24 protein-coding genes, 1 other RNA gene and 1 riboswitch are annotated in these 24,470 nt (G+C 26.4%); of the genes, 20 read left to right on the plus strand and 5 right to left on the minus strand.

Annotation, left to right across the window (positions count from 1 at the left end):
• Positions 1-8 precede the first annotated feature (8 nt).
• From AAHM88_RS03035 to ffh, 10 genes are all read left to right on the plus strand, one after another.
• On the plus strand, positions 9-1,007 hold the full coding sequence (locus AAHM88_RS03035) for an NAD(P)H-dependent glycerol-3-phosphate dehydrogenase (protein ID WP_342263220.1): 999 nt from the start codon (positions 9-11) through the stop codon (positions 1,005-1,007).
• A 5-nt stretch (positions 1,008-1,012) separates the two neighbouring features.
• Positions 1,013-1,579, plus strand: a complete 567-nt coding sequence (locus AAHM88_RS03040; RefSeq protein WP_342263221.1) for a hypothetical protein — start codon at positions 1,013-1,015, stop codon at positions 1,577-1,579.
• A 4-nt stretch (positions 1,580-1,583) separates the two neighbouring features.
• On the plus strand, positions 1,584-1,916 hold the full coding sequence (locus AAHM88_RS03045; RefSeq protein ID WP_338968539.1) for a DivIVA domain-containing protein: 333 nt from the start codon (positions 1,584-1,586) through the stop codon (positions 1,914-1,916).
• 21 nt (positions 1,917-1,937) lie between these two features.
• Positions 1,938-2,337, plus strand: an RNA gene (gene rnpB / locus AAHM88_RS03050) — RNase P RNA component class B.
• Between the two features lie 56 nt (positions 2,338-2,393).
• On the plus strand, positions 2,394-3,011 hold the full coding sequence (gene pgsA / locus AAHM88_RS03055; RefSeq protein ID WP_342263222.1) for a CDP-diacylglycerol--glycerol-3-phosphate 3-phosphatidyltransferase: 618 nt from the start codon (positions 2,394-2,396) through the stop codon (positions 3,009-3,011).
• A 23-nt stretch (positions 3,012-3,034) separates the two neighbouring features.
• The gene (locus tag AAHM88_RS03060; protein ID WP_342189417.1) at positions 3,035-3,490 is read left to right on the plus strand and encodes a CinA family protein; all 456 of its coding nucleotides are present in this window, start codon (positions 3,035-3,037) and stop codon (positions 3,488-3,490) included.
• A gap of 51 nt (positions 3,491-3,541) precedes the next feature.
• Complete coding sequence (recA, locus tag AAHM88_RS03065) at positions 3,542-4,534, plus strand: recombinase RecA (protein ID WP_342263223.1); 993 nt, start codon at positions 3,542-3,544, stop codon at positions 4,532-4,534.
• A 234-nt stretch (positions 4,535-4,768) separates the two neighbouring features.
• Positions 4,769-6,304, plus strand: coding sequence for a ribonuclease Y (gene rny / locus AAHM88_RS03070; RefSeq protein WP_342263224.1), 1,536 nt, complete (start codon positions 4,769-4,771; stop codon positions 6,302-6,304).
• 216 nt (positions 6,305-6,520) lie between these two features.
• A complete protein-coding gene (locus AAHM88_RS03075; protein ID WP_342263225.1) occupies positions 6,521-8,353 on the plus strand; it encodes a hypothetical protein in 1,833 nt (610 codons plus the stop codon).
• Between the two features lie 119 nt (positions 8,354-8,472).
• Positions 8,473-9,813, plus strand: coding sequence for a signal recognition particle protein (gene ffh / locus AAHM88_RS03080; protein ID WP_338968504.1), 1,341 nt, complete (start codon positions 8,473-8,475; stop codon positions 9,811-9,813).
• A gap of 63 nt (positions 9,814-9,876) precedes the next feature.
• Here the strand turns inward: ffh and AAHM88_RS03085 are convergent, their stop codons facing one another.
• From AAHM88_RS03085 to AAHM88_RS03100, 4 genes are all read right to left on the minus strand, one after another.
• Positions 9,877-10,812 (minus strand): hypothetical protein, encoded by a 936-nt coding sequence (locus tag AAHM88_RS03085; protein WP_342263226.1) that lies wholly within the window; start codon positions 10,810-10,812, stop codon positions 9,877-9,879.
• A 24-nt stretch (positions 10,813-10,836) separates the two neighbouring features.
• The gene (locus AAHM88_RS03090) at positions 10,837-11,400 is read right to left on the minus strand and encodes a hypothetical protein (RefSeq protein ID WP_342263227.1); all 564 of its coding nucleotides are present in this window, start codon (positions 11,398-11,400) and stop codon (positions 10,837-10,839) included.
• Entirely contained in the window at positions 11,400-11,801 is a 402-nt protein-coding gene (locus AAHM88_RS03095) for a hypothetical protein (RefSeq protein ID WP_342263228.1), read from the minus strand. The genes AAHM88_RS03090 and AAHM88_RS03095 overlap by 1 nt, the downstream gene beginning before the upstream one ends.
• An 82-nt stretch (positions 11,802-11,883) precedes the next feature.
• Complete coding sequence (locus AAHM88_RS03100) at positions 11,884-12,108, minus strand: hypothetical protein (RefSeq protein WP_342263229.1); 225 nt, start codon at positions 12,106-12,108, stop codon at positions 11,884-11,886.
• Positions 12,109-12,230: 122 nt separating this feature from the next.
• A riboswitch (cobalamin riboswitch) is annotated at positions 12,231-12,419 on the minus strand.
• Between the two features lie 105 nt (positions 12,420-12,524).
• Between AAHM88_RS03100 and yihA the strand changes: the two genes are divergently transcribed.
• The 8 genes from yihA (at position 12,525) to AAHM88_RS03140 (ending at position 23,017) form a co-directional block, all read left to right on the plus strand.
• Positions 12,525-13,109, plus strand: coding sequence for a ribosome biogenesis GTP-binding protein YihA/YsxC (yihA, locus tag AAHM88_RS03105; protein WP_342263230.1), 585 nt, complete (start codon positions 12,525-12,527; stop codon positions 13,107-13,109).
• A gap of 69 nt (positions 13,110-13,178) precedes the next feature.
• Positions 13,179-15,278: a cation-translocating P-type ATPase gene (locus AAHM88_RS03110; protein WP_342263231.1), complete on the plus strand. Its 2,100-nt coding sequence runs from the start codon at positions 13,179-13,181 to the stop codon at positions 15,276-15,278.
• A 68-nt stretch (positions 15,279-15,346) separates the two neighbouring features.
• Positions 15,347-17,965, plus strand: coding sequence for a valine--tRNA ligase (locus AAHM88_RS03115; protein WP_346350431.1), 2,619 nt, complete (start codon positions 15,347-15,349; stop codon positions 17,963-17,965).
• Positions 17,966-18,028: 63 nt separating this feature from the next.
• Positions 18,029-18,598: a hypothetical protein gene (locus tag AAHM88_RS03120; protein ID WP_342263233.1), complete on the plus strand. Its 570-nt coding sequence runs from the start codon at positions 18,029-18,031 to the stop codon at positions 18,596-18,598.
• Entirely contained in the window at positions 18,589-20,025 is a 1,437-nt protein-coding gene (locus AAHM88_RS03125) for a ComEC/Rec2 family competence protein (protein WP_342263234.1), read from the plus strand. The genes AAHM88_RS03120 and AAHM88_RS03125 overlap by 10 nt, the downstream gene beginning before the upstream one ends.
• A 53-nt stretch (positions 20,026-20,078) precedes the next feature.
• The gene (locus AAHM88_RS03130) at positions 20,079-20,681 is read left to right on the plus strand and encodes a hypothetical protein (protein WP_342263235.1); all 603 of its coding nucleotides are present in this window, start codon (positions 20,079-20,081) and stop codon (positions 20,679-20,681) included.
• Positions 20,682-20,709: 28 nt separating this feature from the next.
• Complete coding sequence (holA, locus tag AAHM88_RS03135; protein ID WP_338968181.1) at positions 20,710-21,657, plus strand: DNA polymerase III subunit delta; 948 nt, start codon at positions 20,710-20,712, stop codon at positions 21,655-21,657.
• 16 nt (positions 21,658-21,673) lie between these two features.
• The gene (locus AAHM88_RS03140) at positions 21,674-23,017 is read left to right on the plus strand and encodes a hypothetical protein (RefSeq protein WP_342263236.1); all 1,344 of its coding nucleotides are present in this window, start codon (positions 21,674-21,676) and stop codon (positions 23,015-23,017) included.
• Between the two features lie 73 nt (positions 23,018-23,090).
• Here AAHM88_RS03140 and rpsT read toward each other — a convergent pair whose 3' ends face one another.
• Complete coding sequence (gene rpsT / locus AAHM88_RS03145; RefSeq protein WP_342263237.1) at positions 23,091-23,384, minus strand: 30S ribosomal protein S20; 294 nt, start codon at positions 23,382-23,384, stop codon at positions 23,091-23,093.
• Positions 23,385-23,530: 146 nt separating this feature from the next.
• On the opposite strand from rpsT, the gene AAHM88_RS03150 reads away from it, so the two are divergent.
• Positions 23,531-23,815: a hypothetical protein gene (locus AAHM88_RS03150; RefSeq protein WP_342263238.1), complete on the plus strand. Its 285-nt coding sequence runs from the start codon at positions 23,531-23,533 to the stop codon at positions 23,813-23,815.
• Positions 23,815-24,450, plus strand: coding sequence for a hypothetical protein (locus tag AAHM88_RS03155; protein ID WP_342263239.1), 636 nt, complete (start codon positions 23,815-23,817; stop codon positions 24,448-24,450). The genes AAHM88_RS03150 and AAHM88_RS03155 overlap by 1 nt, the downstream gene beginning before the upstream one ends.
• Positions 24,451-24,470 lie beyond the last annotated feature (20 nt).

Raw genomic sequence — 24,470 nt, forward strand, 5'->3', positions numbered from 1 at the left:
GTAAAAGAATGCAAAAAATTATTATTTTAGGAACTGGTGCATTTGCTAGTGCTTTGGCACAAGTTTTAGCAGATAATAAAAATGAAGTATTAATGTATGGCATTGAAAAAAGTGAAGTTGATGATATTAATAATAATCATCAAAATAGTAAATATTTTCAAGAAATTCGTTTAAATGAAAATATTGTGGCGACTAATGATTTAAAACAAGCTTTATGTGATGCTAAAGTTATTGTTTTTGCGGTTCCTTCGCTGGTTTTACCTAGTGTTTGTCAGCAAATTAATGAGTTAGTAACTTATCAAGTGCATTTTATTAATATTGCTAAAGGTTTTGACCCTAATAGTGGTGAAAGGTTATCATTAACAATTCGCAAAAATTTAAATCCTGATATTATTGAAGATTTGTCAGGACTATATGGTCCTAGTATTGCGATTGAAATTGTTCAAAGATTTCCCACACAAGTAACAGCGGTTAGTGAGAATTTATTATATGCAAAAAAAGTTCAACAATATTTTAATAGTGAAAATTTTTCGGTGATGATTACTAATGATTTTATTGGTGTTGAATGTGCTAGTGCATTAAAAAATGTTGTTGCGATTATTTCGGGAATGTTAAAAGGGCAAAATGCTAGTGATAATACTGTCGCATCTTTTATTACTATTGGTTTAAATGAAGCAATTAAATTTAGTAATAAAATGGGGGGAAAGTCAGAAACATTTTTAACGCCAGCCGGAATTGGTGATTTAATTTTAACAGCAATGTCACCGAAATCTCGTAATTATCAATTTGGTTATGAAATTGGAAAAACTAATGATCCAGAAACTGTTATTAATAAGCAATTGCAAAAAACTGTTGAAGGTTTTGGTACTTGTCGGTTGGTTAATGAGCAAATGCCAAAATTAAAGTTAAACCTCCCTTTATTTGCATTATTATATAAAATTCTTTATTTATATGAAAATCCGCAAATTGTAATTAACAACTTTTTAAAACATTTTCCAATTGAATAAAAATAATGAACATAAATTCGTTAAATATTTTTCATAAGTGAAGACTTTTATTACAGTTTTATAAGCTTCTTTTAATTACTGAAGATGAATTAATTATTTTATTATTACTAATGCATTTATTATCGGAAGAATATCAATTTATAACTCCGCGGGAATTAGAAAATTTTTCTAATTTTGATGTTAACAAAATTGATAAATTATTAGTTCAATTATTAGAAAAAGATTATTTACAAATTAGTAATTTTAATGATAAGTTAACAATGTCATTAACGCCATTATTTAATAGGATTTTTCAGATGTTGCAAGATGATAATGTAATTATTGAAGATAAGTTTGTTGATATTAATAGTGTTTTAGTAACACCGTTATCTTTTGAACAAAAATTATTTATTGAGCAACATTTGAATGATGAAAATTTAATTAATAAGGTACAATCGTTAAAAAGTAATAATAAAAAAACTAATTTTATTAAATTACAACAATTGATTTTAAATTCTAGTAATAAAAAAGGTTTATCACAATTTAATTGATTAATTACTGATATGATTGAGGCCATAAAAAAGGAGGAATAATTTTATGAAAAATGATAATAGTTTTAAATTGGCAAAAGAGGATATTTTAGAAAAAGAATTTCAAATTAATTTTAAAGGTTATGATGCCCAAGAAGTTGATCGGTTTTTAGATATTGTTCAAAAAGATTATGATGCTTTTAATAAAATTATGGAAACTCATATTGATGAAATTTCGCGTTTAAAAGAAAAACTTAAAGAAATAATTGAAGAACATGAAAAGTTAAAAAGTAATTATGAAATTGTTATGCAACAACGAGATAAGTTAGAAGAAAAAGGTTTACGAAATGTTGATATCATAAATCGGTTAAGTAAACTTGAAAGTAAAGTTAATAAATAGTAAAATGGATATGAGATTAAAAATCCGTGCTAATCGCTGTTAGAAATTTATTTTTAATAGAGGAAAGTCCACACTCACACTAGCTGTGATGCTAGTAATGTTTATGCTTGGAGAAAAAATAATCCAAGGATAAGAAATAGCATCTGCTGTTTCTTAGATGGCTAATTAATAACCTAAGTTAATTATTTAATATGGTTTAGTAGTTTATAAAAGTGCCATAGTGACGATGCTAATGAGAAATTATTAGAGTGGAACGCGGTAAACCCCATAAGTGAGAAACCCAAATTATGGTAGGGGAACTATTAATTACGAATGATAAGTAATTAATGGATATTTGTTAACTTTAAAGGTTAATTAATATAGATAAATGATTAGCACTTAAAGCATTGATGTCTTTAAGAACAGAATGTGGCTTATGAGATTTTTAATCTCGTTTTTTATTTTTAGGTTATAATTATTTATATAGGAGGGTTGCTAATGAATTTACCAAATAAAATAACATTAGTACGAATTATTTTAGTACCAATAATTTTAATTTTAATGTTGTTAGGCGGACCATTTGATAACTATAATTTTGTTAGTGGTAGTATTAGTATTGATAGTAATGTTAAAATTAATATTCTTTGAATTATTGCAGGGTTCCTTTTTATTATTGCTTGTTTTAGTGATTGATTAGATGGTTATCTTGCTAGAAAAAATAATCAAGTAACAAACTTTGGTAAGATTGCTGATCCGATTGCTGATAAGATGTTGACTAGTGGTGTTTTAATTATTATGACAATTCCGCAAATTATTCCGGTTTGAGTAACATTAATTTTGATTTCTCGCGATATTTTGCTTGATGGGATAAGAATGTTTTTAGCAACTAAGAAAGTTGTTATTGCTGCTAATTATTATGGTAAATTAAAAACGCTAATGCAAATGGTGGGGTTAACATTATTATTTTTTATTAATCATATTTGATTTGGATGAGATAGTGGTTGAGGTTCATGAAAGTATCATATTATTTTAATACCAATGTATTTATCATTATTGCTTTCAATTTGGAGTGCAATTACTTATATTCTTGGAATTAAACAAAGCAAGCAAAAATAAATATTAATTAGGAGGAAAAAAAGTTGCACGATTTAGTTAAATTATTAGAAAAGAAAAATTTAACCATTAGTAGTTGTGAAAGTATTACAGGAGGAGCTTTTAGTGAAGCATTAGTTAAGACGGAAGGAGCTAGCAAAGTATTTCGTGGTGGGTTAATAGCTTATAGTGCTCATTCTAAAGTTCATTTAGCAAGAGTTCAGTTAACAACTTTACAATCATTTGGTGCTGTTAGTGTTGAAACAGCTATTGAAATGGCACAAAACGCAAAAAATTTATTTGATAGTGATATGGCAATTAGTTTTACTGGTAATGCTGGTCCTGAAAATCATGAAAATAAGCCATTAGGTTTAGTATATATTGCATTGGCTTATAATAACAAATGTTTAGTTTATGAATATCAATTATCGGGAAATCGCAAACAAATTATTAATAAATGTGTTAAATTAACTAAAGAATTAATTAAAGAAAATTTAAAATAAACTAGGAAAAGTTTATTTTTTTTTGTTAATTTATTTAGTGGAGGTAAGAAAATGTCAAAAAATAAAACAAATACTACCGAAATTATTAATCGCGAAGAACTTTTACAACAAGCATTACAAACAATTATTAAAGAATATGGTCGGGATGCGGTTGTAGATATGAATAAAAAACTGCCATCCAAAGATAATGTTATTAGTTCGGGAAGTTTATTATTGGATATGGCAATTGGGATTGGTGGGTATCCTCGGGGCCGAGTTATTGAAGTTTATGGTGCTGAATCTTCAGGAAAAACCACTTTGGCATTACATCATGCCATTAGTGAAGTTCAAAAGAGTAATGGTAAAGCGGCTTTTATTGATGTAGAACATGCGTTAGACCCAAATTATGCTCAAAAAATTGGTGTTATTTTAGAACAATTAATAATTGTTCAACCAGATTCAGGTGAGCAAGCGTTAGGGATATTAGAAGTTTTTGTTAAATCAAATGCTATTGATTTGATTGTAATTGATTCTGTGGCAGCATTAACTCCCCAAGTTGAATTAGATGGTGAAATGTCTGATCAAACAATTGGTGCGCAAGCGCGATTAATGTCAAAGGCATTACGCAAGTTAAATTCATATATTGCTAAAACTAATTGTTTGGTTTTTTTTATTAATCAAATTAGAGAAAAAGTAGGAATTATTTTTGGTAATCCAGAAATAACCCCAGGAGGGAGAGCACTAAGATTTTATTCATCATTACGAGTTGAATTAAGAAGAAGTGAACAAATTCTGCTTAATAGTCAATTGGTTGGTTATAAAACTAAAGTTAAAATTGTTAAAAATAAAGTTGCTGCTCCTTTTCAAATGACAGTTTTAGATATTTACTTTGATCGGGGAATATGTAAGTTAGAAGAATTGATTTCATTAGGTTTAAAGGCTAATATTTTGCAAAAAAATGGTTCTTGATATAATTATGGTGAGCAGAAACTTGGTTTAGGTCGTGATAAGGTTAGAGAATTTTTTATTGCTAATGTTGATTTACAAGAACAGTTGCATTTGTAATGTTGCTGAGTGATTACAGACTGTTAAGTAATGTTTAATTGCAAGTCTTTTAACAAATGACTTGCTTTTTGTTTTTTAATCTTGATATTGGTATTTAATTAGTTATTAAAAAATGATATTATTAATAGGTAAACATTAAAGTAATGTTTTAAACTAATTATCTATTATTTTAAAAAAAAATTAAATTTTATTAATAATTTGAAAAGAAAATTAACTATTCAGAAAGGAAAATTTATGAGTAAATTAGAATTCGGTCTTTTGGTTGGAATTTTTTTAGCATTGGTGATTGGCATTGGCGTTGGTCTGTTAATTAAATATTTTGTTCGTACTAGTAATGATAAAAAGAGTCAAATAAAATTGGAACAAGCAGAACGAGAAGCAAAAAATATTATTCAATCAGCAAAGGCAGATATCAAAGTAGAAATTGCGCAAATGAAAAAAGAAGTAGCAATGGATTTAGAACAAAGAAGAAGTCAAAGTAATAATTATGAAGCCTTATTAATGAAACGCGAAAAAAATATTATTGAACGCGAAGAAGTGTTGGAATCTCAATATCGTGAAATTCTTCAAAAAAAAGATAATATTAAAAAAATTGAAGAAAACTATTATGATAAGTTAGACAAAATTGTTTTGGAATTAGAAAAAGTTGCGGGACTTAGTCAAGAAGAAGCAAAAGTAGTTTTGTTTAAGGAATTAGAGGAGAAGCTTGATTTAGAGTTAGGGCAATTAATTAAAAATCGTGAAAATGATGCTAAAATTAAAGCAAAAAATATTGCTGACAATATTATTGCTGTTGCTATTGAAAAGTATGCCCATGATGTTGTTGCTGAAAAAACAACAGCATTTGTTAAGTTACCTAATGATGAAATGAAGGGACGAATTATTGGTAAAGAAGGTAGAAATATTAAGGCTTTTGAACAAGCGGCAGGTGTTGATATTATTATTGATGATACTCCAGAAGTGATTCAAGTGGCATCTTTTAATCCGATTAGACGAGAGATTGCGGTTCGAACTTTAAATTCATTAATGCGCGATGGGCGAATTCAACCAATAAGAATTGAAGAAGTTTTAAAGAAAACCCAAGATGAGTTGGAAGCTTTAATTCAAGAAACTGGACAAAAAGTACTTAATGACTTAGGAATTACTAATATGAAGCTTGGATTGGTTTATTATCTTGGAAGATTACGATATCGTACTAGTTTTGGTCAAAATGCTTTACAGCATTGTATTGAAGTAGCAAAATTGGCAGGAACAATGGCTGCTGAGTTAGGATTGGATGAAAAATTAGCAAGAAGAGCGGGTTTATTACATGATATTGGTAAAGCAATTGATTATGAAATGGATGGTTCGCATGTTAATTTGGGGGTGCAATTAGCAAAAAAATATGGTGAACACCCGCTAATTATTAATGCTATTCATGCGCACCATGGTGAGGTTAGTCCGCAAAGTATTTATGCGGTTTTAGTAATGGCAGCGGATACTTTATCGGCAGCTAGACCGGGAGCAAGAAATAACTCTTTAGAAGAGTTTATTCAAAGAATGCAACAAATTGAAGAAATTTGTCAATCAATTCCTGGGGTGCAAAAATCTTATGCTGTTCAAGCTGGAAGACAAATTAGAATTATTGTTGATCCTGGTAAGATTAGTGATGCTAAGGTTTATAAAATTGCTCATGATGTGAAAATTAAAATTGAAAAAGAAATTACCATTCCTGGCGATATTCATATCACTGTTATTAGAGAATTAAGAGCTAATGAGGTTGCTCGTTAAAATTAAATAATAAAATAATTAGGAACAATTTATGATGATGTTGTTCCTTTTTGATATTAAGTGGTTAAATGCTTGTATTTTTATTTTAAAGTGATTAAAATAATAGCAAGTAAAAGTAATTATTAAATTATCTATAAAAGTATTATTATTAATATTAGCAATAGTATAATTTTAATTACTTTTTATTTGTTATATGAAGGGAATGTGTTGATTTAAATGAATAGAATTTTAAAGCAGTTACTAACTTTTACTTTTATTATTACACCAATAAGCACAATAATTGGTTGTAATACAGGTAGTTTTAATGATGACAATTTTAAAATAAAAAATGCGAAGCTTGCGGCAGCAACTAATGAATTAACAAGTAAAGAACTTAACCCTTTGTTTTTAGAACAAACTTTTGTTGGCGATAATATTGTTAATTTAATTACCAAAAAGTTATCAGATTGTATTGCGGGATTATTATTTGTATATGTTAGTGATGTTACGATTGAATTAAAAGATAATAATATTATGGTTTTGAAGGATGTTGATGTCATTAATGTTAATGTTATTTTAAAAGGAAAAGCGGTTGATAAAAATAAAACCGAAGTTAAAATTGAAAGGAAAATTACTATTAATGAAAAGCATCGTCGGGTTTTAGATAACGAAGCTAGTAATATTTTAAATAAGTTTGAAACTATTGAGAATGCCTTTCATTATCATTCAATTAAAGAAATGACATATGCATTACAGCAACAGATACCTAATAATAAAGAAAATGATTTAATGGTTAATATTGAAATTGATAATAATGATTGAGAGCAAGTGATGCAAACAGAACCAACGGTTTTTTATGCGCTGAAAGTAAAAATATCAATATTACATCATACAGTTTTAATTAAAACAAAGGATATTGTTGTTAAGGTATGGGGTTTATTTGAACCAATTAGTAATTATTTGGATAATTTTAAAGATATTCTTGAAGAAAATTGTTATTTTAGTAAAGAAGAAGTCATTGAAGCTGTAAAAAATTCCGTTGTTGCTGTAGTTCCTAATAATATTACGATAGAATATGAAGTGTTAAATTGAAAAGACCCCTATGTATCTGGAACTTTTGATGCTGTAGTTATTGTTAAAGCAATAAAGGATGGTAAAGAAATTAATACTATTCAAGTTAATGTGAAAGTTAAGGAATTAAAAAGTGCGATTAAATCTTATTTAAGTAAGTTTAAAAATATTAATGTGCCTAAATATTATCATAGTGAAGATGAAGTTATGCAAGCCATTAAAGAATTAGTTGATGTTTCACCGCCAAAAGGAATTACAATTGTTAGTAAAGTTTTGCATTGAGATTTAGTTGCTACTAGTGAATTATCAAATGTTGACTTAGAAGTTGTTGTTAAAGCAATGAATAATACTACTGAGGTTAGTGAAGTTAAGCTTAAAGTTAAGGCGATTACTTGTAGTGAAAAAATTAAAAATGAAGTAAGTAACTATTTAAATAAGTTTAATAGTATTGTTGAAGCTCGTGCTTATAAAAATGAGCAAGATATTGAACAAGCAGTTAAAAATTTAGTTACGGAAATGCCACCAGTTGGTGTTAAGATAAAATATGAAGTTTTAGATTGAAAAAAAGTTTATATTAGTGATTATGATGTCCAAGTTAAAATTCAAGCAATTCATAATTGTGAAATTTTAGAAACAAAAACTATTACTGTTAAGGTCTTGGCTTCAACAGGTGAAGAAATAAAAGATTATATTCATTCAGAACTTGGAAGGATATTTCCTGAAAATAAAACAATGATTAATGAACCTCTTGCAACTATGGCTGAGTTTATAAATTATTTACAAAATAAAACAAAAGATATTTATAAAGGCAATTATGAATTATTAATCGTTCCTAATGAAATCGATTGAAATGATAAAGTAATACCTGCTGATGGTAAAAATTTTGGGCAAGTTACGGTATTATTTCAATTAAGAGAAAAAAATTCTCGTGATATTATTTCTGATAGTGATAAAAAGATTAATTTTTTAGTTAAAACAAAACCTAGAAACAATTCATAATTTAAAGAGCAGAAAAGAGAGAATTTATATTCTCTCTTTGTATGATATCTATAAATTTCTTATTACATATGATATAATTATTAGCGAAGTTAAAATTTATAAATAAATGGGGTATAAAAATGTTTACTGATTTTTTGGCGAATCGTATTACTAAAGCTATTAAGAAGAATATTAAGACATCAACTTTAACAGAACAAAATATGGAAGCTACTTTAAGTGAAATTAAACTTGCTTTATTAGAGGCTGATGTTAATTTTAATGTGGTAAAAGAATTTGTTAATAATGTTCGTGATCTTGCAAAGGGAGAGTTTATTCTTGAAGGTTTAAAACCTGAACAAATGTTAATTAAAATTGTTCATAATGAGTTAATTCGTATTATGGGACATAAAGAACATTTATTGAATCTTAATAAACGACCAACAGTTATTATGATGGTGGGGTTACAAGGAAGTGGAAAAACAACCACAACAGCTAAGTTAGCAAATTTATTACGAAAAAAGTATCATAAGAATTCTTTGTTAGTTGCTTGTGATGTGTATCGGCCAGCCGCCATTGAGCAGTTAAAATCGTTAGGTAAGCAATTAGACATTCCTGTATTTTCATTGGATAATGAAAAAGATGTTGTTAAAATTGCTAACAATGCTCTTAATTATGCAATGGAAAATAAGTTTGATGTTGTTATTGTTGATACAGCAGGAAGATTGCATATTGATAGCGTATTAATGGATGAATTATCTAATTTAAAACAAAATATTAATCCCCAAGAAATTCTTATTGTTGTTGATGCGATGACAGGACAAGAAATAATTAATGTTACTGAACGATTTCATCAATATCTTAATTTAACAGGAACAATTCTTTCTAAATTAGATGGTGATGCTCGTGGTGGAGCGGCACTTTCTATTAGTCATTTAACTAAAATTCCGATTATGTTTGCTGGTACAGGAGAAAAGGTTGAAGCATTAGATATTTTTTATCCTGAAAGAATGGCTGACCGAATTTTAGGGATGGGCGATGTTCAAAGTTTATTTGAAAAAGCTCAAGATGTTGTTGATGAAAGATCAATTCAGAAAACAATGAATCGAATGATGATGGGACAATTTGATTTAGATGATTTAGCTAATCAAATGAAACAAATGTCAAAGATGGGTAAACTTTCAGGAATAATTAAAATGATGCCGGGGGTTAATAATCTTAGTGATGCCAAAATTGAAGGTGCTGAAAGTAAACTATTAGTTACAAGAGCATTATTAGATTCAATGACTAAAAAAGAACGAAGAGATCCACGACTTTTAAAACATTTAAAAAGAAAAAATCGGATTATTAAAGGTTCGGGACGAAATGAAAAAGAATTTAATAATTTAATAAATCAATTTGAAAAAGCTAAAAAAAGTGTTGATGCAATGGCAAAACAAATTAAATCAGGAAGAATGCCAGATTTTAGTAAGTTTAAAAGATAAAGAATTTCTAATTCTTAACTAAGGATTAGAAATTCTTTTATTTTTATTTATTTTATGTCACGATTATCTTTTTGAAAGTAAGTATTTTAAAATTTCCGAAGATAAATTAGCATCACTAATATTAGTTAGTATGGTGCGTCCTTGATAAATTAAATCGGTCATTGAACCATTATATTTGGATGTAATCCCAAAACTAAATCCTCAATGCGGTAGTGTTGTCGATTTTTTTTCATTACCTCATGGGTTATATGTTTTAGGATTTATTGTTAAGATAAATTCATTATTTTGATTTGTTTTATCTAATTTAAAGGCACAAGGGTTAACTAAATCCATTGGTGAATTCATTACAGGTTTACCAGCAAAAATATATTGAGCGTATTCTTTATACATTGCTATTCATTTATCAGCTTGTTGTTGTGTTCAATCGCTTTTACTTTCTAGGTAAGGTGTGAAAACTAACTTGGTAATAAATAAAAATTTTATTTCGTTTCATCATAGTTGTTTTGTTATGGAGTTATTACGAAATCTTGGTATCATTTCATTGCCATTAGTATAATATAGAAAATCACTTTTTTCTTTATTTAATATGGGATATTTATCTACGGTGCTATTAAAAGTTAAGTAATGATTAGAGCAAAAAGCATTACCTTTTTGATAATCTAATCGGATTGTTTCTGTAGTTTTTGTTACGGGTGATCATTCATTAAATGATGCTTGGGCGCTATCAATTGGTTTAATATATTTGGCTGCTTGCTCCAAATTAATATTTAAGTGTTTCTTAAATTTAAAAGTTAATTGATTACTTTCTTCATTGTTTAATCATCCTTTAGTATCTCAATATTCGCTATTAGGAGATAATTCTTTATTTTGATAATATACTTTAACATCATCTTTTGTAAGGATAGGTTCTTGAATTTGTGAATAGTTGTTATTATTTAAATTGTTTCATAGATTGGGGGTTATTGCTAATATTGGTATTAAAAACATTGCTTGTTTCATTTTAATTCCTGCTTTCAGTTTGGATTACTGATATTTAATATGAAAGTATCAGTTATAGTCGCAACTATAATGTGTAGTAATTATCTGACAAATACTATTAATACCAGAAGGTTGTCTTTTAAAAGTTAAGTTAGGAAATATTGTTGATTGTAAGGTAATGTCACTGTAAAATACGAATAACATTTCTCGATGAGAAAATTCTGGTTTTCACATTTCTTGATGTTCATATTTAATGTTACCAGTGAAGTCATTGTCTTGTACTAATGCCTTGTGATAATTACTAAGTTTTAAAGACTTAATTTTTAAAGAACCAACTTGTTGTTTAATAATATTATTGAATTGTTTATTAATAAGTGGTTTTAAATCAGTAGCAGTTTTGCTTAAACTTCCGAGATTAAGTTCAATACTCCCAATAATTTCTTGTGCTGTGGTATATTTATTTAACGCTCTTTGCATATTAGCTTGATATTGTTCTTGTTCTTTAAAATTGTAAATTTGATTTTCCTTAATTTTATTACATCCATATATATTTAAAACTAATGAAAATCAAATACTACTACTAGTTAGTTTTTTAAGGTATGATGTCATTATCTCTTCCTTTGAATAATGTCGCCATTTTCGTTATAAGTTAATAATTCGTGTTCGTTGTATGAAGGAATTTTATTATCATTATTAGTTGCTTCATATCAACAGCCTCGTTTAAGCGGATGAGAATTTTTGTTGAATTGATAAACATATGATAATTGAAAAATTTTTGCTTGTGAATTATTAATACTAGTGGCAGTTAATTTATCATTATTAAAAATGAAAGGGCAACTATTAATGATACTTATTGAGGCATTGTTAGTTTTAAGATAACCTCGTGGTTTATTTAAGACTTGGCTTGTATTTCCGTTTTTAACGAGAATATCACCAATAAAGTTACCATATTGATTTTGACTCATTGATTGTACCTCACGAAAATAAAAGGTTTGATTGTTATTTAACATATCTTGTAATGGTTCACTGGGATTGGAAATCCGACTTCAACTTAAATTTGTTCCTAAATTATTTATTGTTGCTATTAAGATGTTATTTTTTTAAAATTACTGCTAAAAGTGCATCATCATCATTATTAATTTTCTTTTGATATTTTTTGATAATTTCTGGTTTTAATAACCCTTGTTCATTAACATAAGATTGATATCATTTTTTAAATTGTAGTTCGGCATTATTAGTTAATTGATTGCAACTTGTTAACCCAATAATATTGATATTGATTACTGTTAATGCAATGATTACTTTTAAATATTTCAAATAAATTGTTAATTACCTCCTTACAATAAAAATACTTATTTTCTCTAAGAAAGAATAAGTAAAAGATGTTAATGTTATTAAAACATTAAGCATAATTTAGTCTCATTCCCAGGAGAACTCAAAAATTTAAGCAAGATAAGGCAGGTCTCCTGGCTTAACATCAACCAATAATTATGCCTTCTCAAAAAACCAATTTTTAATGGCGAATATAATTATTGTCCGTATCACAGTTGCTGGGACAGCTTTAGAATAATACTAAATTCCCTTTTCATAATTACAATTAAGTAATTAACCTTACAAACTAAATAGTTGCATATTTTTATTCTATACGATAAAATTTTAAGCACAAGGTAAAATTTTAATAAAATTAAAAATTATTTCATTTTTAGTTTTAGAAAATAAAAGTGGTGAAAACAATGAAAATTACTAAGAGTGTGTTTCTTAAAGGTGCTATTAATAAGGAACAATGAATTGATGATGAGATTAGTGAAGTATTGTTATTAGGACGAAGTAATGTTGGAAAATCAACATTTATTAATTCTTTATGTAACAATAAACAATTAGCAAAGGTGTCTAGTTCGCCTGGTAAAACACAAATGCTTAATTTTTTTGCTATTAATGATAATGAATTTCGTTTTGTTGATTGCCCCGGTTATGGTTTTGCAAAAATAAGTAAGAGTATTAAAAAACAATTTGTTAAAATGATGGATACTTATTTATTAGAGCGAAAAAATTTAAAGTTAGCAATCTTATTATTAGATTTAAGACGAACTCCTAATGCGGATGATTTATTAATGTTTAATTTTTTACGAGAACGAAATATTAATATTCTCATTGTTACTACGAAGTTAGATAAACTAAAGAAAAATGATATTAGCAAGCAAGAAAAAATAATTAAAGAAACATTGCTGATTATTAATGATATTGACATTATTAAAACATCAAGTATTAGTAAAATCGGTTATGATGCTGTTCTTGAAAAAATTACTGAATATATTTAAAAACTAAGTTTAGAGGTAGAGTTATAATGAAATTAAGAAAGATCAAGTCAAAGTAATCTTTGTCATCAGATGCATTTAACACATACTGATAAACAACATCGTTGATTTGAAATCAAAGAAATTTTACGCTCAGTTTTTGCTATTTTATTAGTTATTCCGATGTGAATATCAATGGGTAAAGTAAATCCATTGGCAGTATATTTTGGGAATCCAATTATTCAATTAATGCTTGCGAGTATTGTTCAGTTTATTTTAGGATTTAATTTTTATAAAGCCTGATATCAAGAATTGTTTCAACAACGACGAGTCGGCATGTATTCATTAATCATTTTGTCGTCTTTGGTGGCATTTATCTATAGTATTTATTTAATTGTTTTGATGTTGCAATATTCACCATATGGTAAGGAACATATTATTGGTTTATTTCAAGGAATTAGTCATCAACAATTAATGAATTATATGATGATTGATAATAAATTTCAACATATGTATTTTGAGATTGGGGCTTCAATTATAGCTTTTGTTTTAGTCGGTGATACAATATCGCAAATAGTTCGTAATCGTGCGATTGATGGCTTACAAGATTTAATGTCGTTGCAAGTAAAAGAGGCGACTATTTTTAAAGAAAATAATAAATATGTAACAATTGCTGCTATTGATATTAAAATTGATGATCAGTTATTAGTTAAAAAGGGTGATAAAATTCCTACTGATGGTATTTTAATGGGCGAGTTAGCATATATTAATGATTCATTAATTACAGGTGAAAGTCAAATTGTAAAAAAAATGACTGGTGAATTATTAATTGGTGGTTCTGCTAATGCAGGTGAAGCTTTTATAATGCGAGCAACAAAAATTGGTAATGAAACGATATTAGCAAGTATTATTAATAAAGTAGAACAATTGCAACAACAAAAAACCAATTTACAAAAGATTGCTGATAAGATTGCGGCGATTTTTGTTCCTTTTGTTTTAGGGTTAGCATTATTAGTTTTTTTAGTTTATGCTTTTATTTTACCGTTATTTGATTTATCATTTATTATGTCTGATCCTTATGGTATTGCTATTAAAACTGCAATTTCAACATTAATTATTGCTTGTCCTTGTGCTTTGGGATTAGCAACACCTTTAGCAATAACTGTGGGAATTGCAAAGTCAACCCAAGAAGGAATTATTTTTAATAAAGTTCATGCTTTTGAAAAAATTAATCAAATTGATATTGTTGCTTTTGATAAAACCGGAACTGTTACTGATGGCAAATTAAGTATTAAGGCTATTTATGGCGAAGAAAAGCATATTACTTTTGCTGTGAGTTTAGAAAATATGTCAGCGCATCCAATTGCTACTGCTTTTAAAGCATACCAAGAAGCATATAATATTAGTAAAGTATCCTTGACGGATGTGAAAGAAACTATTGGTTTTGGCATTCAAGGGTTATGTAATAAACAGCGAGTTACGATTTCTTCGGTTACTAAATTATTAGAAAAAAAATTTGTTTTAGCGGTTCCTTTACAAAGAATTGTTGAAAAAAGCAAAGAAATTAATCAATTGGTATTGGGGCTAGCAATTGATAAAGTTATTGTAACTTTATTTGTGTTAGAGGATCAGATTAAGTTAAATGCGATTAAAACGGTTGCTAAGTTGAAGCAAGAAGGTATTGAAGTTTATATGATTAGTGGTGATAATGAAGTTATTACTAGAGGAGTTGCTACTGCTATTGGTATTGAGCATTACTTTGCTAATATTCAACCATTAGATAAAGCTAATATCATTAAGAAATTGCAAAAACAAGGTAAAAAAGTGGCATTTGTTGGTGATGGTGTTAATGATAGTGTTGCTTTACAACAAGCTGATTTATCAATTGCGATGGGAACAGGAGCGGAAATCGCAGTTAATCTTAGTGATATTATTATCATTAAACCTGATGTTTTAAATATTTATAAAGCGATTGTGTTAACGAAGCAAATAAGAAGGGTTATTTGAACTAATTTTATGTGAGCATTTGGTTATAACCTTATTGCCTTACCAGTAGCAATGTTATCTGGTTGATTTTGAATATCAATTCCTAATTTTGAATTTGCAATTTTTGCAGCCGCGGCGATGGCATTTTCTGATCTTACTGTTGTTTTAAATTCATTATATTATCGTTGAAAAAAGATTAAATATTAGATTAATTAAGTATCATTTTTTATATTTCTTAATGTTTGATATAATTATTGAAAATAAGTAGGAGAGAATTAATGAAATCATTAAGTAAAAAATATGAGCATTTTGAAGTAGAAAATGGTAAGTATGATTATTGACTAGAAAAACGATTATTTAGTGCTGATAATATTAATAATAAACCTGTTTTTAGTATGATTTTGCCTCCACCTAATATTACTGGTAAATTACATTTGGGTCATGCTTGGAATAATACTTTACAAGATGTTATGGCGCGTTATAAAATTTTAACTGGTTATGGTGTTACTTGATTTCCAGGAATGGATCATGCGGGGATTGCTACCCAAGTAAAAGTTGCTGAAAGAATATGAGATGAAGAGAAAAAACGGATTACTAGTTTTTCTCGTGATCAGTTTATTACTAAAGTTAATTCGTGAAAGGATGAATATGCTAAGATAATTCGTGAGCAATGAGCAAAATTAGGATTAGCATTAGATTATCGTTATGAGAAGTTTACTTTAGATAGTGATGTTAATCAATTAGTTAATGAAACATTTGTTAAATTATATAATGATGGTTTAATTTATCGTGGCAAAAAAATTATTAATTGAGACCCACAATTAAAAACAGCGTTATCGAATATGGAAGTAACTTATAAAGAAGTTCAAGGTAAAATGTATTATCTTAATTATCCCTTAGTAGATAGTGATGAAATGATTACAATTGCCACAACAAGACCAGAAACGATGTTTGCCGATCAAGCCTTAGTTTTTCATCCTAATGATGTTCGTTATCAAAAGTATCTTCATAAAGAAGTTATTAATCCGGTTAATAAACAAAGAATCCCGATAATTGCTGATGAATACATTGTAATGGAATTTGGAACAGGAATAATGAAATGTACGCCTGCTCATGATTTTAATGATTATCAAATTGCTAAAAGACATAATTTGGATTTAATTATTTGTATGGATTCTGGTGGCATAATGAATGCCACAGCTTTACAATATGAGGGATTAGACCGTTTTGTTTGTCGACAACAGTTAATAGGCGATTTAGAAAAACAAAATTTAGTTGTTAAAATTGCTGATTTTGTTCATCAAGTAGGATATTCAGAACGCAGTGATGTTATTATTGAACCATATTTATCAGAACAATGGTTTGTTAAAATGCAGCCATTAGTAAATAGAGCTTTAAAATTACAAAATAGTGCTGATGCGATTTTGTTTTATCCATCAAGATTTGCAAATATTTTAGATCAATGGTTGGAAAATATTCAGGATTGATGTATCTCCCGACAATTGTGATGGGGTCATCAATTGCCAGTATGATATCATCAAGATACTAAGGAAATTATTGTGGCCATAATGCCACCTAATAAAGAAGAATGAGTACAAGATAGTGATGTTTTAGATACTTGATTTTCTAGTGCTTTGTGACCTTTAATATTTGCACAACAAAATAATGATAAATTATTTTTTGAAAAATATTTGCCAAATTCCTTGTTAGTTACTGGTTATGATATTATTTTCTTTTGAATTAGTCGGATGATTTTTGAATCATTATATTTAGTTAATAAAAAACCTTTCAAAGCGGTATTAATTCATGGTTTAATTCGTGATGAACAAGGAAGAAAAATGTCAAAATCTTTAGGTAATGGGATTGATCCAATGGATATTATTACTGAGTATGGTGCTGATAGTTTACGATTTTTTTTATTAACTAATAGTACTCCGGGGCAAGATTTACGATTTAGTATTACTAAAGTTCGTTCTTCGTGAAATTTTATTAATAAACTTTGAAATGCGAGCCGATATGTGCTTTTAAATTTAGCCGATGATTTTAAGCCAGTGAATAATATTTTAGATTTGCAATTAGAAGCTGTTGATTATTGAATTTTAAATAATTTTAATTTTGTTCTTGAAAAAGTGCAAGCAAATATGGAGAAATATGAATTTGTTGTTAGCGGTAAATATCTTTTTAATTTTGTTTGAGATGATTTTTGCTCTTGATATATTGAGTTATCAAAAAGTAATTTACAAAATCCTAAAACTAAAGTGGCATCAATTCAAGTCTTATTTTATCTTTTAAAGCAAATTATTATTTTATTGCATCCTTTAATTCCTTTTGTAACTGAAGAAATTTATCAAAAGATGTTTAATAATGAAAAATCAATTATGGAAGAAAAATATCCGATAGTTTTAGAAAATATTGCTCCCGTAAATTATTTAGTTAATGTTATTAATATTACAACAGTTATTAGAGAATTACGGGCAACAAGAAATATTAAACATCACATTGCTTTGAATTTTAATTTAAATTCTGATAATCAAGATTATCAGAAGTATGCTCAGGAAATTAATGGTTTTTTGCAAAAGTTAACTAATAGTCAAATGACAACTATTAATGAGAAAATATCTCATTTAGGACAAACAATCGCGCTTCCTTTAATTGATGGAACAATTGATGTTTTTTTAGATATGACAATTAATAAAAAAGAACAAGAATTATTTATTCAAAAACAGTTACAAGATATTCATTATGAGTTAGAACGAAGTAAAACAATATTAAATAATGAACAGTTTTTAAATAAGGCACCAATTGCAAAAGTTAATGCTGAAAAGCATAAATATGAACAGTATGAAGAATTATATAAACAATTGCAAAAAAAATTACAAGACATTTTATCTTAGTTATTAATAAATATTTTAAAGGAAATTCATTATTTTATAAGTAATTTAATTACGGGTGAAAAAATGAAGAAAACTAAAATTATTATTTTTGCTATTATAATAAGTATTCTTATTTTAATGGGATTTTTATTATCGCATTTTTTTATTAATGCTGATATTAATATCATAAAACCACAACCAAATATTGTTACTAAATCAAGTATTGAGATTAATTTTTTAGTCAAAAATAACTTGCCGTTGCTAAGAAATATTTTGCCAAAAAAGATTAGTATTAGTAAAAATGAACAAAAAATTAATAAACAGCGCTTAGTGGACATTATTTTTTATTATCAAGTGCCGTTGTATTATTTTCAGCCCTTGGTAGCAAAAAAATTATTACAAGTTATTTACAATGATATTACTATTGAATTAGAACCATTTTCGCAAGACATTGCTAAAGTTTATATTGAAGATGTTACTGTGTCTTTTTTGCAAGGTATTTTAAAGTTAGAACGACGCATTATTAATGACATTGTGAATATTTTGTTATCTTCTTTACCCATTGAAGTTCGGTGACAAATTTTAGAGAAATATTTACAGGATAGTAAATTAAATAAATATTATGAAATTATTTTGCAGTTAATATGAGTTTAAAAATATTTCCGACAATCATTTTGATTATTTGCTGGTTGTTGTTAATAACAAATGTTAGTTATTATTCGTTATTATTAACAGGCGTAGCAACATTAGGATTTGTGTTTTATAATATGAAATTTTATTGAAAATATTTCTTTTTTATTGTTATTTTTTTATTTATTGTGTTAATTTTTTTACTAGTAATTAAAACTGTTGTTTTTGAAAATAATAGTTCTGAGCAATGAATAACTGTTAAGGTTGTCCAAAAATATCGTAATTATTATGTTGTTGAATATCAAAAAAATTATTTAATGATAAAAAAATATTTTTTTAATATTAGTTTAAATATTGCTGATCAAGTTAAAATTAAAGGCATAATATTTAAGCATCAAGCAATTAATAATTTTCATCAATATAATTGGGGTTGAGATTATTATGGTAAGCATATTGTTGGTGAAATTAAATTAACTAATAAGCAGTATTTTCATTATGAAGCGTTTACATTACGAAATTATATTTGAAAATGATTACAACAGTATGATTATAATAATTTGTTAGATTTTTTTCTTTTGCAAAATTATTCTGATAATCATTCTGAGTTATTAGCAATGTGACAAAAATTAAATGTAAGTCATTTATTAGTAGTTAGTGGTTTTCATATTAATTTACAAATAACATTATTGCGTTGCGTTTTATGTAAGTTAATTAAAAAAAGTATTTTGCGAAATAGTATTATTTTTGCTTGATTAAGTTTTTATGTTTATTTATTAAATTGACAATTATCAGCATTAAGAGCATTGCTATATTGAACAGGTTCATATATTAATAAAATTTTTAAATTAAATATTTCATTATTAGATTTATGAGCAGTAGTTTGTTGTTTTTTTCTGATAATGAATCCCTTGGTACTTTATCAAACTAATTGGCAATTTTCATTTTTAATTAGTTTAATAATAATTTATGTTAATCAAATTTGTTGAAATTTTAATAAAATTATGAAGTTATTATTTACGCAATTAACTATTAGTATTATTATTTTGCCAATAACGATATATATGCAAGGTCATATTAATTTATTATTTTTAGTTCATCAAATTATTTTTAGTAGTTTAGTTCAAATTTTTTATTATTTCTTTCTTGTTATTATTTGAATTAAACCGTTATTACTTTTTTTACATTATCTTTATCAAGGAATTTTAATATTTAGTTATTTTTTAGTTTCAACAACGATATTTTTCCATTTAACAGAAATGCCAATGTGATTTTATTTTATATATTATGTTATTGTTATTTTGCTTTATTATGGGTGAAATAATTATGTTGGAAAAATAATGGCATTTTTGGGATATGTTTGTGTATGGGGATATTGAATGCTGGCCCCATATTTAAATTCATCATTATCCGTACAAATGTTAAATGTTGGTAATGCTTTGAGTATTTTTTAATAAAATTACCTCATAATCAAGGAAATATTCTTTTTGATGCGGAAATTGATAGTTTGAATAAAAATAATTCATTAATTTTAGATTATTTAAAACGAGAAGGTATTAATACTCTTGATGCTGTGTTTATTAGTCATAATCATCAAGATCATAATAATAATTTGCAATATTTACAGCAAAATTTATATATTAGAAATATATATACTAATAAATTAATGCAAAAAACATATAATATTAATGGATTTAAATTTGATAATTGAGCTTTTAATTATTATGAACAGATTAAAGAGCAAGATGAAAATAATCGCTCGTTAGTCTTGTTTTGGGAGTATCAGCACCATAAATTTTTGCTTACAGGTGATTTAGAAAAAAGTGGTGAAAAAAAATTATTAAATTATATTTTGCCACAAAAAATTAATTTGTTTCAGGTTGCACATCATGGCAGTAATAGTTCAACAAGTGATGAATTTTTAAAAATTATTAATCCTGAAACTTGTATTATTTCTACTAAAAAAACTAATAATCGCAATTTGCCACATCCACTAGTAATGCAAAGATTGGAACAAAACTGTGATAATATTTATACAACAAATAATAATCAAACAATAATTTATAATGTGAAAAATTATCAACATTTTATATCAACATTAATAAAATAATATTATATAATTCTAAAAGGTGAATAAAATGTTTCTAATTTACGGTAGTGATAAATTTCTTATTAATAAACAAATTCAAAAAGTAATTAATGTTATTAATAAAGATCAACAAATGAATATTTTAAAGTATAGTATGATAAATACTAATATTGATGAAATACTACAAGTTATTTCAATGCCACCATTATTTAACAATAAACAAATTGTTATTATTGAAGATTGTTGGTTTTTAACTTCTTCTCGTGAGCATCAATTAAGTAGTTTACAATTTAAAAATTTACTTAAATATTGTGAAAATCCCGCACCATTTACTGAGATATTTTTTGTTGTTAACAGTTCTAATATTGATCAACGAAAAAAAATTATTAAAGTTATTGAAAAAACAGGTAAAGTTTTAGTTGTTAAAGAATTAAATGATAGTCAGTTAAAAATGTTTGTTCAAAATTATTTTGTTAAGCATAATACTGAAATTACTAATGAGGGTTTAAATTTATTATTAGAAAGATTACCTAATAGTTTGCAAATTATTGCTAATGAATTAAATAAACTTGTTAATTATAGTAATTCATTAATATTGGAAGATGTTGATGTTTTGGTTAGTCGTTATTTAGATAGTAATATTTTTGATTTAGCTAATGCTTTTATTGTTCGTGATATTTCACAAATATGGCAACGATACTATGATTTTAAAAATAGTAATCAAGATGTTTTGGCAATTATTGGTTTGTTGGCTAATCAACTGAGGACGATTCGTGATATTAAAATTTATCAACAAAGGAATTATGATTTTAATACTATTTGTCAAAAAATGACTATTAATCCTTTTCGGTTAAAAATTCTTTGAAAGTATCTTTTAAAAATTGATGATCAACAAATTCATTATTTATTAGGTAGTTTAAGTAATTTAGATTATAATATAAAAAGAAGTCATGTTAATAAAAATATTGGCTTTGAGATGTTTTTATTGCAATTGTAAGAGGGTGAGTTTATTAATGAATAATAGCAAAAATACTTATGAAAATATTGTTAATTTATTAGTTAATATTTTACAAAGTTCTAAATTGAAACTTAAAGTGATTAAGGATGATGAATTTTATACTTATTTTTTACGATTAGTTAATAGTCTTTTATTTTTAGAACAAGAGCATCACGCTAATTATGAAGGACAACGCTATGCGAGAAGTTTTGTGCAAGTATTAGCTGATTTAAGAGATGAAGAAATAAAAATTGTTAAAGATGATAATTTAACCTTAGAAACTATTGAGAATGATTGTAATTTTTTACAAACTTATATTCTTAATATTTTTCAAATATCAAAACAAGAATTGGTTACACCAACAGTGATTTCTCTTGATATTGTTAAAGAATTATCAAATATTGATTCAAATTTACAAAAGCAATTATTAAAAAATGATAATGTTTTAGTAACTAGTCAGAATAATAATTCTGAACAAATTTCTAATAATAATTCTCAAATTTTAAAAGATAGTGGCGAAAAAGCAACTGAGGCTGATTCGCAAAAAAAAGTTAATGAACAATTAATTAATTTGCAAAATTTACAACTTAATTTGCAAGGTTTAAAATTGCCAACTCATCCGGCAAATAATCAAGGTTTTTATCCATATACTGGTAAACCTAAAGCAATGCCGTTTTTTAAAAGAGTTTTAAGTTATGTTTTTATGTTTTTGTTGGCTATTGTTATTGGTATTAATGTTTATGGTTTTATTGCTGAAATTAAGTTAACTGATGTTATTTTAAAAGATAATTTAGGTGAGCCAAAAAGTTTTAATTTTCGGCCAGCGTCTATTGCTTGAAATTTGTCAATGTGAAGTATAATTTTAGAAATTTTAACTTATGCAATGTTAACTTATTCTTTCTTTAAAAAACCACAATTTTTAAGAGATAAATATCGGATGCAACCAATGATGTTAATATTTGCCATTATTGCTATTCTTTTTAATTCTATTTATGGTGTGTTTGGATTTTTATCTTATAATTCGTTTGTTCAGTTTTTTAAAAATGCTTTTGATCAAGTTCATAATGTTGATAGTGTCTTAGAGGAAATTTGAAGTAGTTCTAGTTTTCAAGTTTATCGGGTTTTAAAAATTGTGGGTGCTGGTATTGCTATTATTCCGATATTACTAATTTTTATTGTATTTTCCATTAATCCTCGTTTGGATCGTGATAAGTTAATGCAAGCGGATTTGGAATATCAAAAAGCATTGCAGGCAACATTAAAAGGTGAATCGTATGTTATTGATGCATCATTATTTGACCAAGATTTAATTTTAGAAGCTGAAAAGCAGGATGAAAATAATAAAAAGCATGATTTATAGTTTTTATTGCTAGTCAGAAAACAAGTAAGGCAACAAAAAAGAGTGTTAGTTAGCACTCTTTTTTGTTAATTAGTTAATTAGTTTCTTTAATATTATTAGCAATATTATTAGCAATATTATTAGCTTTAATAGTTAGTTTAGATTTTATTCGGGCAACTTTATTTTTGTGAAAAATATTTTTACTTTCTGCACGGTCAAGCATTGAAATAGCGTGATTTAATGTTTGTTGCATATTAGTTTCATTACTGGTAATTGCGATTTTAGCTTTTTTAATTGCTGTTCTTGTTGCTGATTTGATATGAACATTTCTTTGTCTTGCTTTTTCATTTGTTATTGCGCGTTTAATTTGTGATTTGATATTTGCCATCATTGTCTCCTTAGTTTATTTTATTATTATAAAACCAAAAGTAATTATAGCAAATAATTGTTTTTTAGTAAACTAGTTACTTAAAAAAGTAGTAAAAAAGATGTATAATTACTTATATACATTTAAAAAAAGTGTGGGTAGAAAAAGTGAGTTATTATTTACAATCAAAATATCAGTTTTCACATCATGTTATTCTTCGTGTTAAACAGCGATTAAATTTGAAACATTTAAATGATATTGAATTAAAAATGCATTGTTTACAATTAATTAATGAGGCATTTTATGTTGTAGATATAAAAGATGATATTTATGTGCAAATTAATGATAGTGATTTATATTTTGTTATTGATAAAAAATCTAATTTGGTTAAAACAATAACGCCAATAAGTCAAGAGCGTTTATTAAGTATTATTAAAGGAGGAAATGAGTAATGTTTTTAGTAACAGGTGATTTACAAAATGGACAAACTACTTGGGTAATGTTAGGTTTAATTATTATTATTGTAGTTGTAATGATAGTTTCTTCAATTCGTAAACGAAAACAAGATAAAATTGAAAAAGAAAAGCGTCAAAAAGAAGTTAGAGATAAAATTAAGCAGTATTTAAAGATTAATGATAATATTGCTCATAAAAGAATTGAATATGATAAAGTAATTGCTAGAGCAGGTAAAGATTATAAATATCGTGATGTTTTTGATGTTGTTATCAAATTATATGACTCAAAATCAAATGCGTTATATGCTACTAAAGCTTTTGAAGTTGAAGGTTTAACAAAACAATTAAGTAAAAAAGAATATGAAACAACTTGAAAAGTTAATCATGAATTAGAATTAGAAGCTACTTTAATTCGTTTGCAAAAAGAACAAAAGAAAAGTTATTGAAAGATGACTAAGGCTGAGCGAGCACAAGTTAGATTAGAGCGCAAGGAAGCAAAAATAATAGAAAAAGCAGAAATTAAAAAAATTAAGCAAGAGAAAAAAATCAAAGAAACTAAAAAAGTTGTTCAAAATAAAAATGAGGTTCTTATTAAGCGACAACCTAATGAGAAGTTTGGTGCTAAAAAATAAATAGTTTAATTAATTCATAA

It is taken from the genome of Spiroplasma endosymbiont of Dromius quadrimaculatus (assembly GCF_964031155.1).
Classification (GTDB): Bacteria; Bacillota_I; Bacilli_A; order Mycoplasmatales; family Nriv7; genus Nriv7.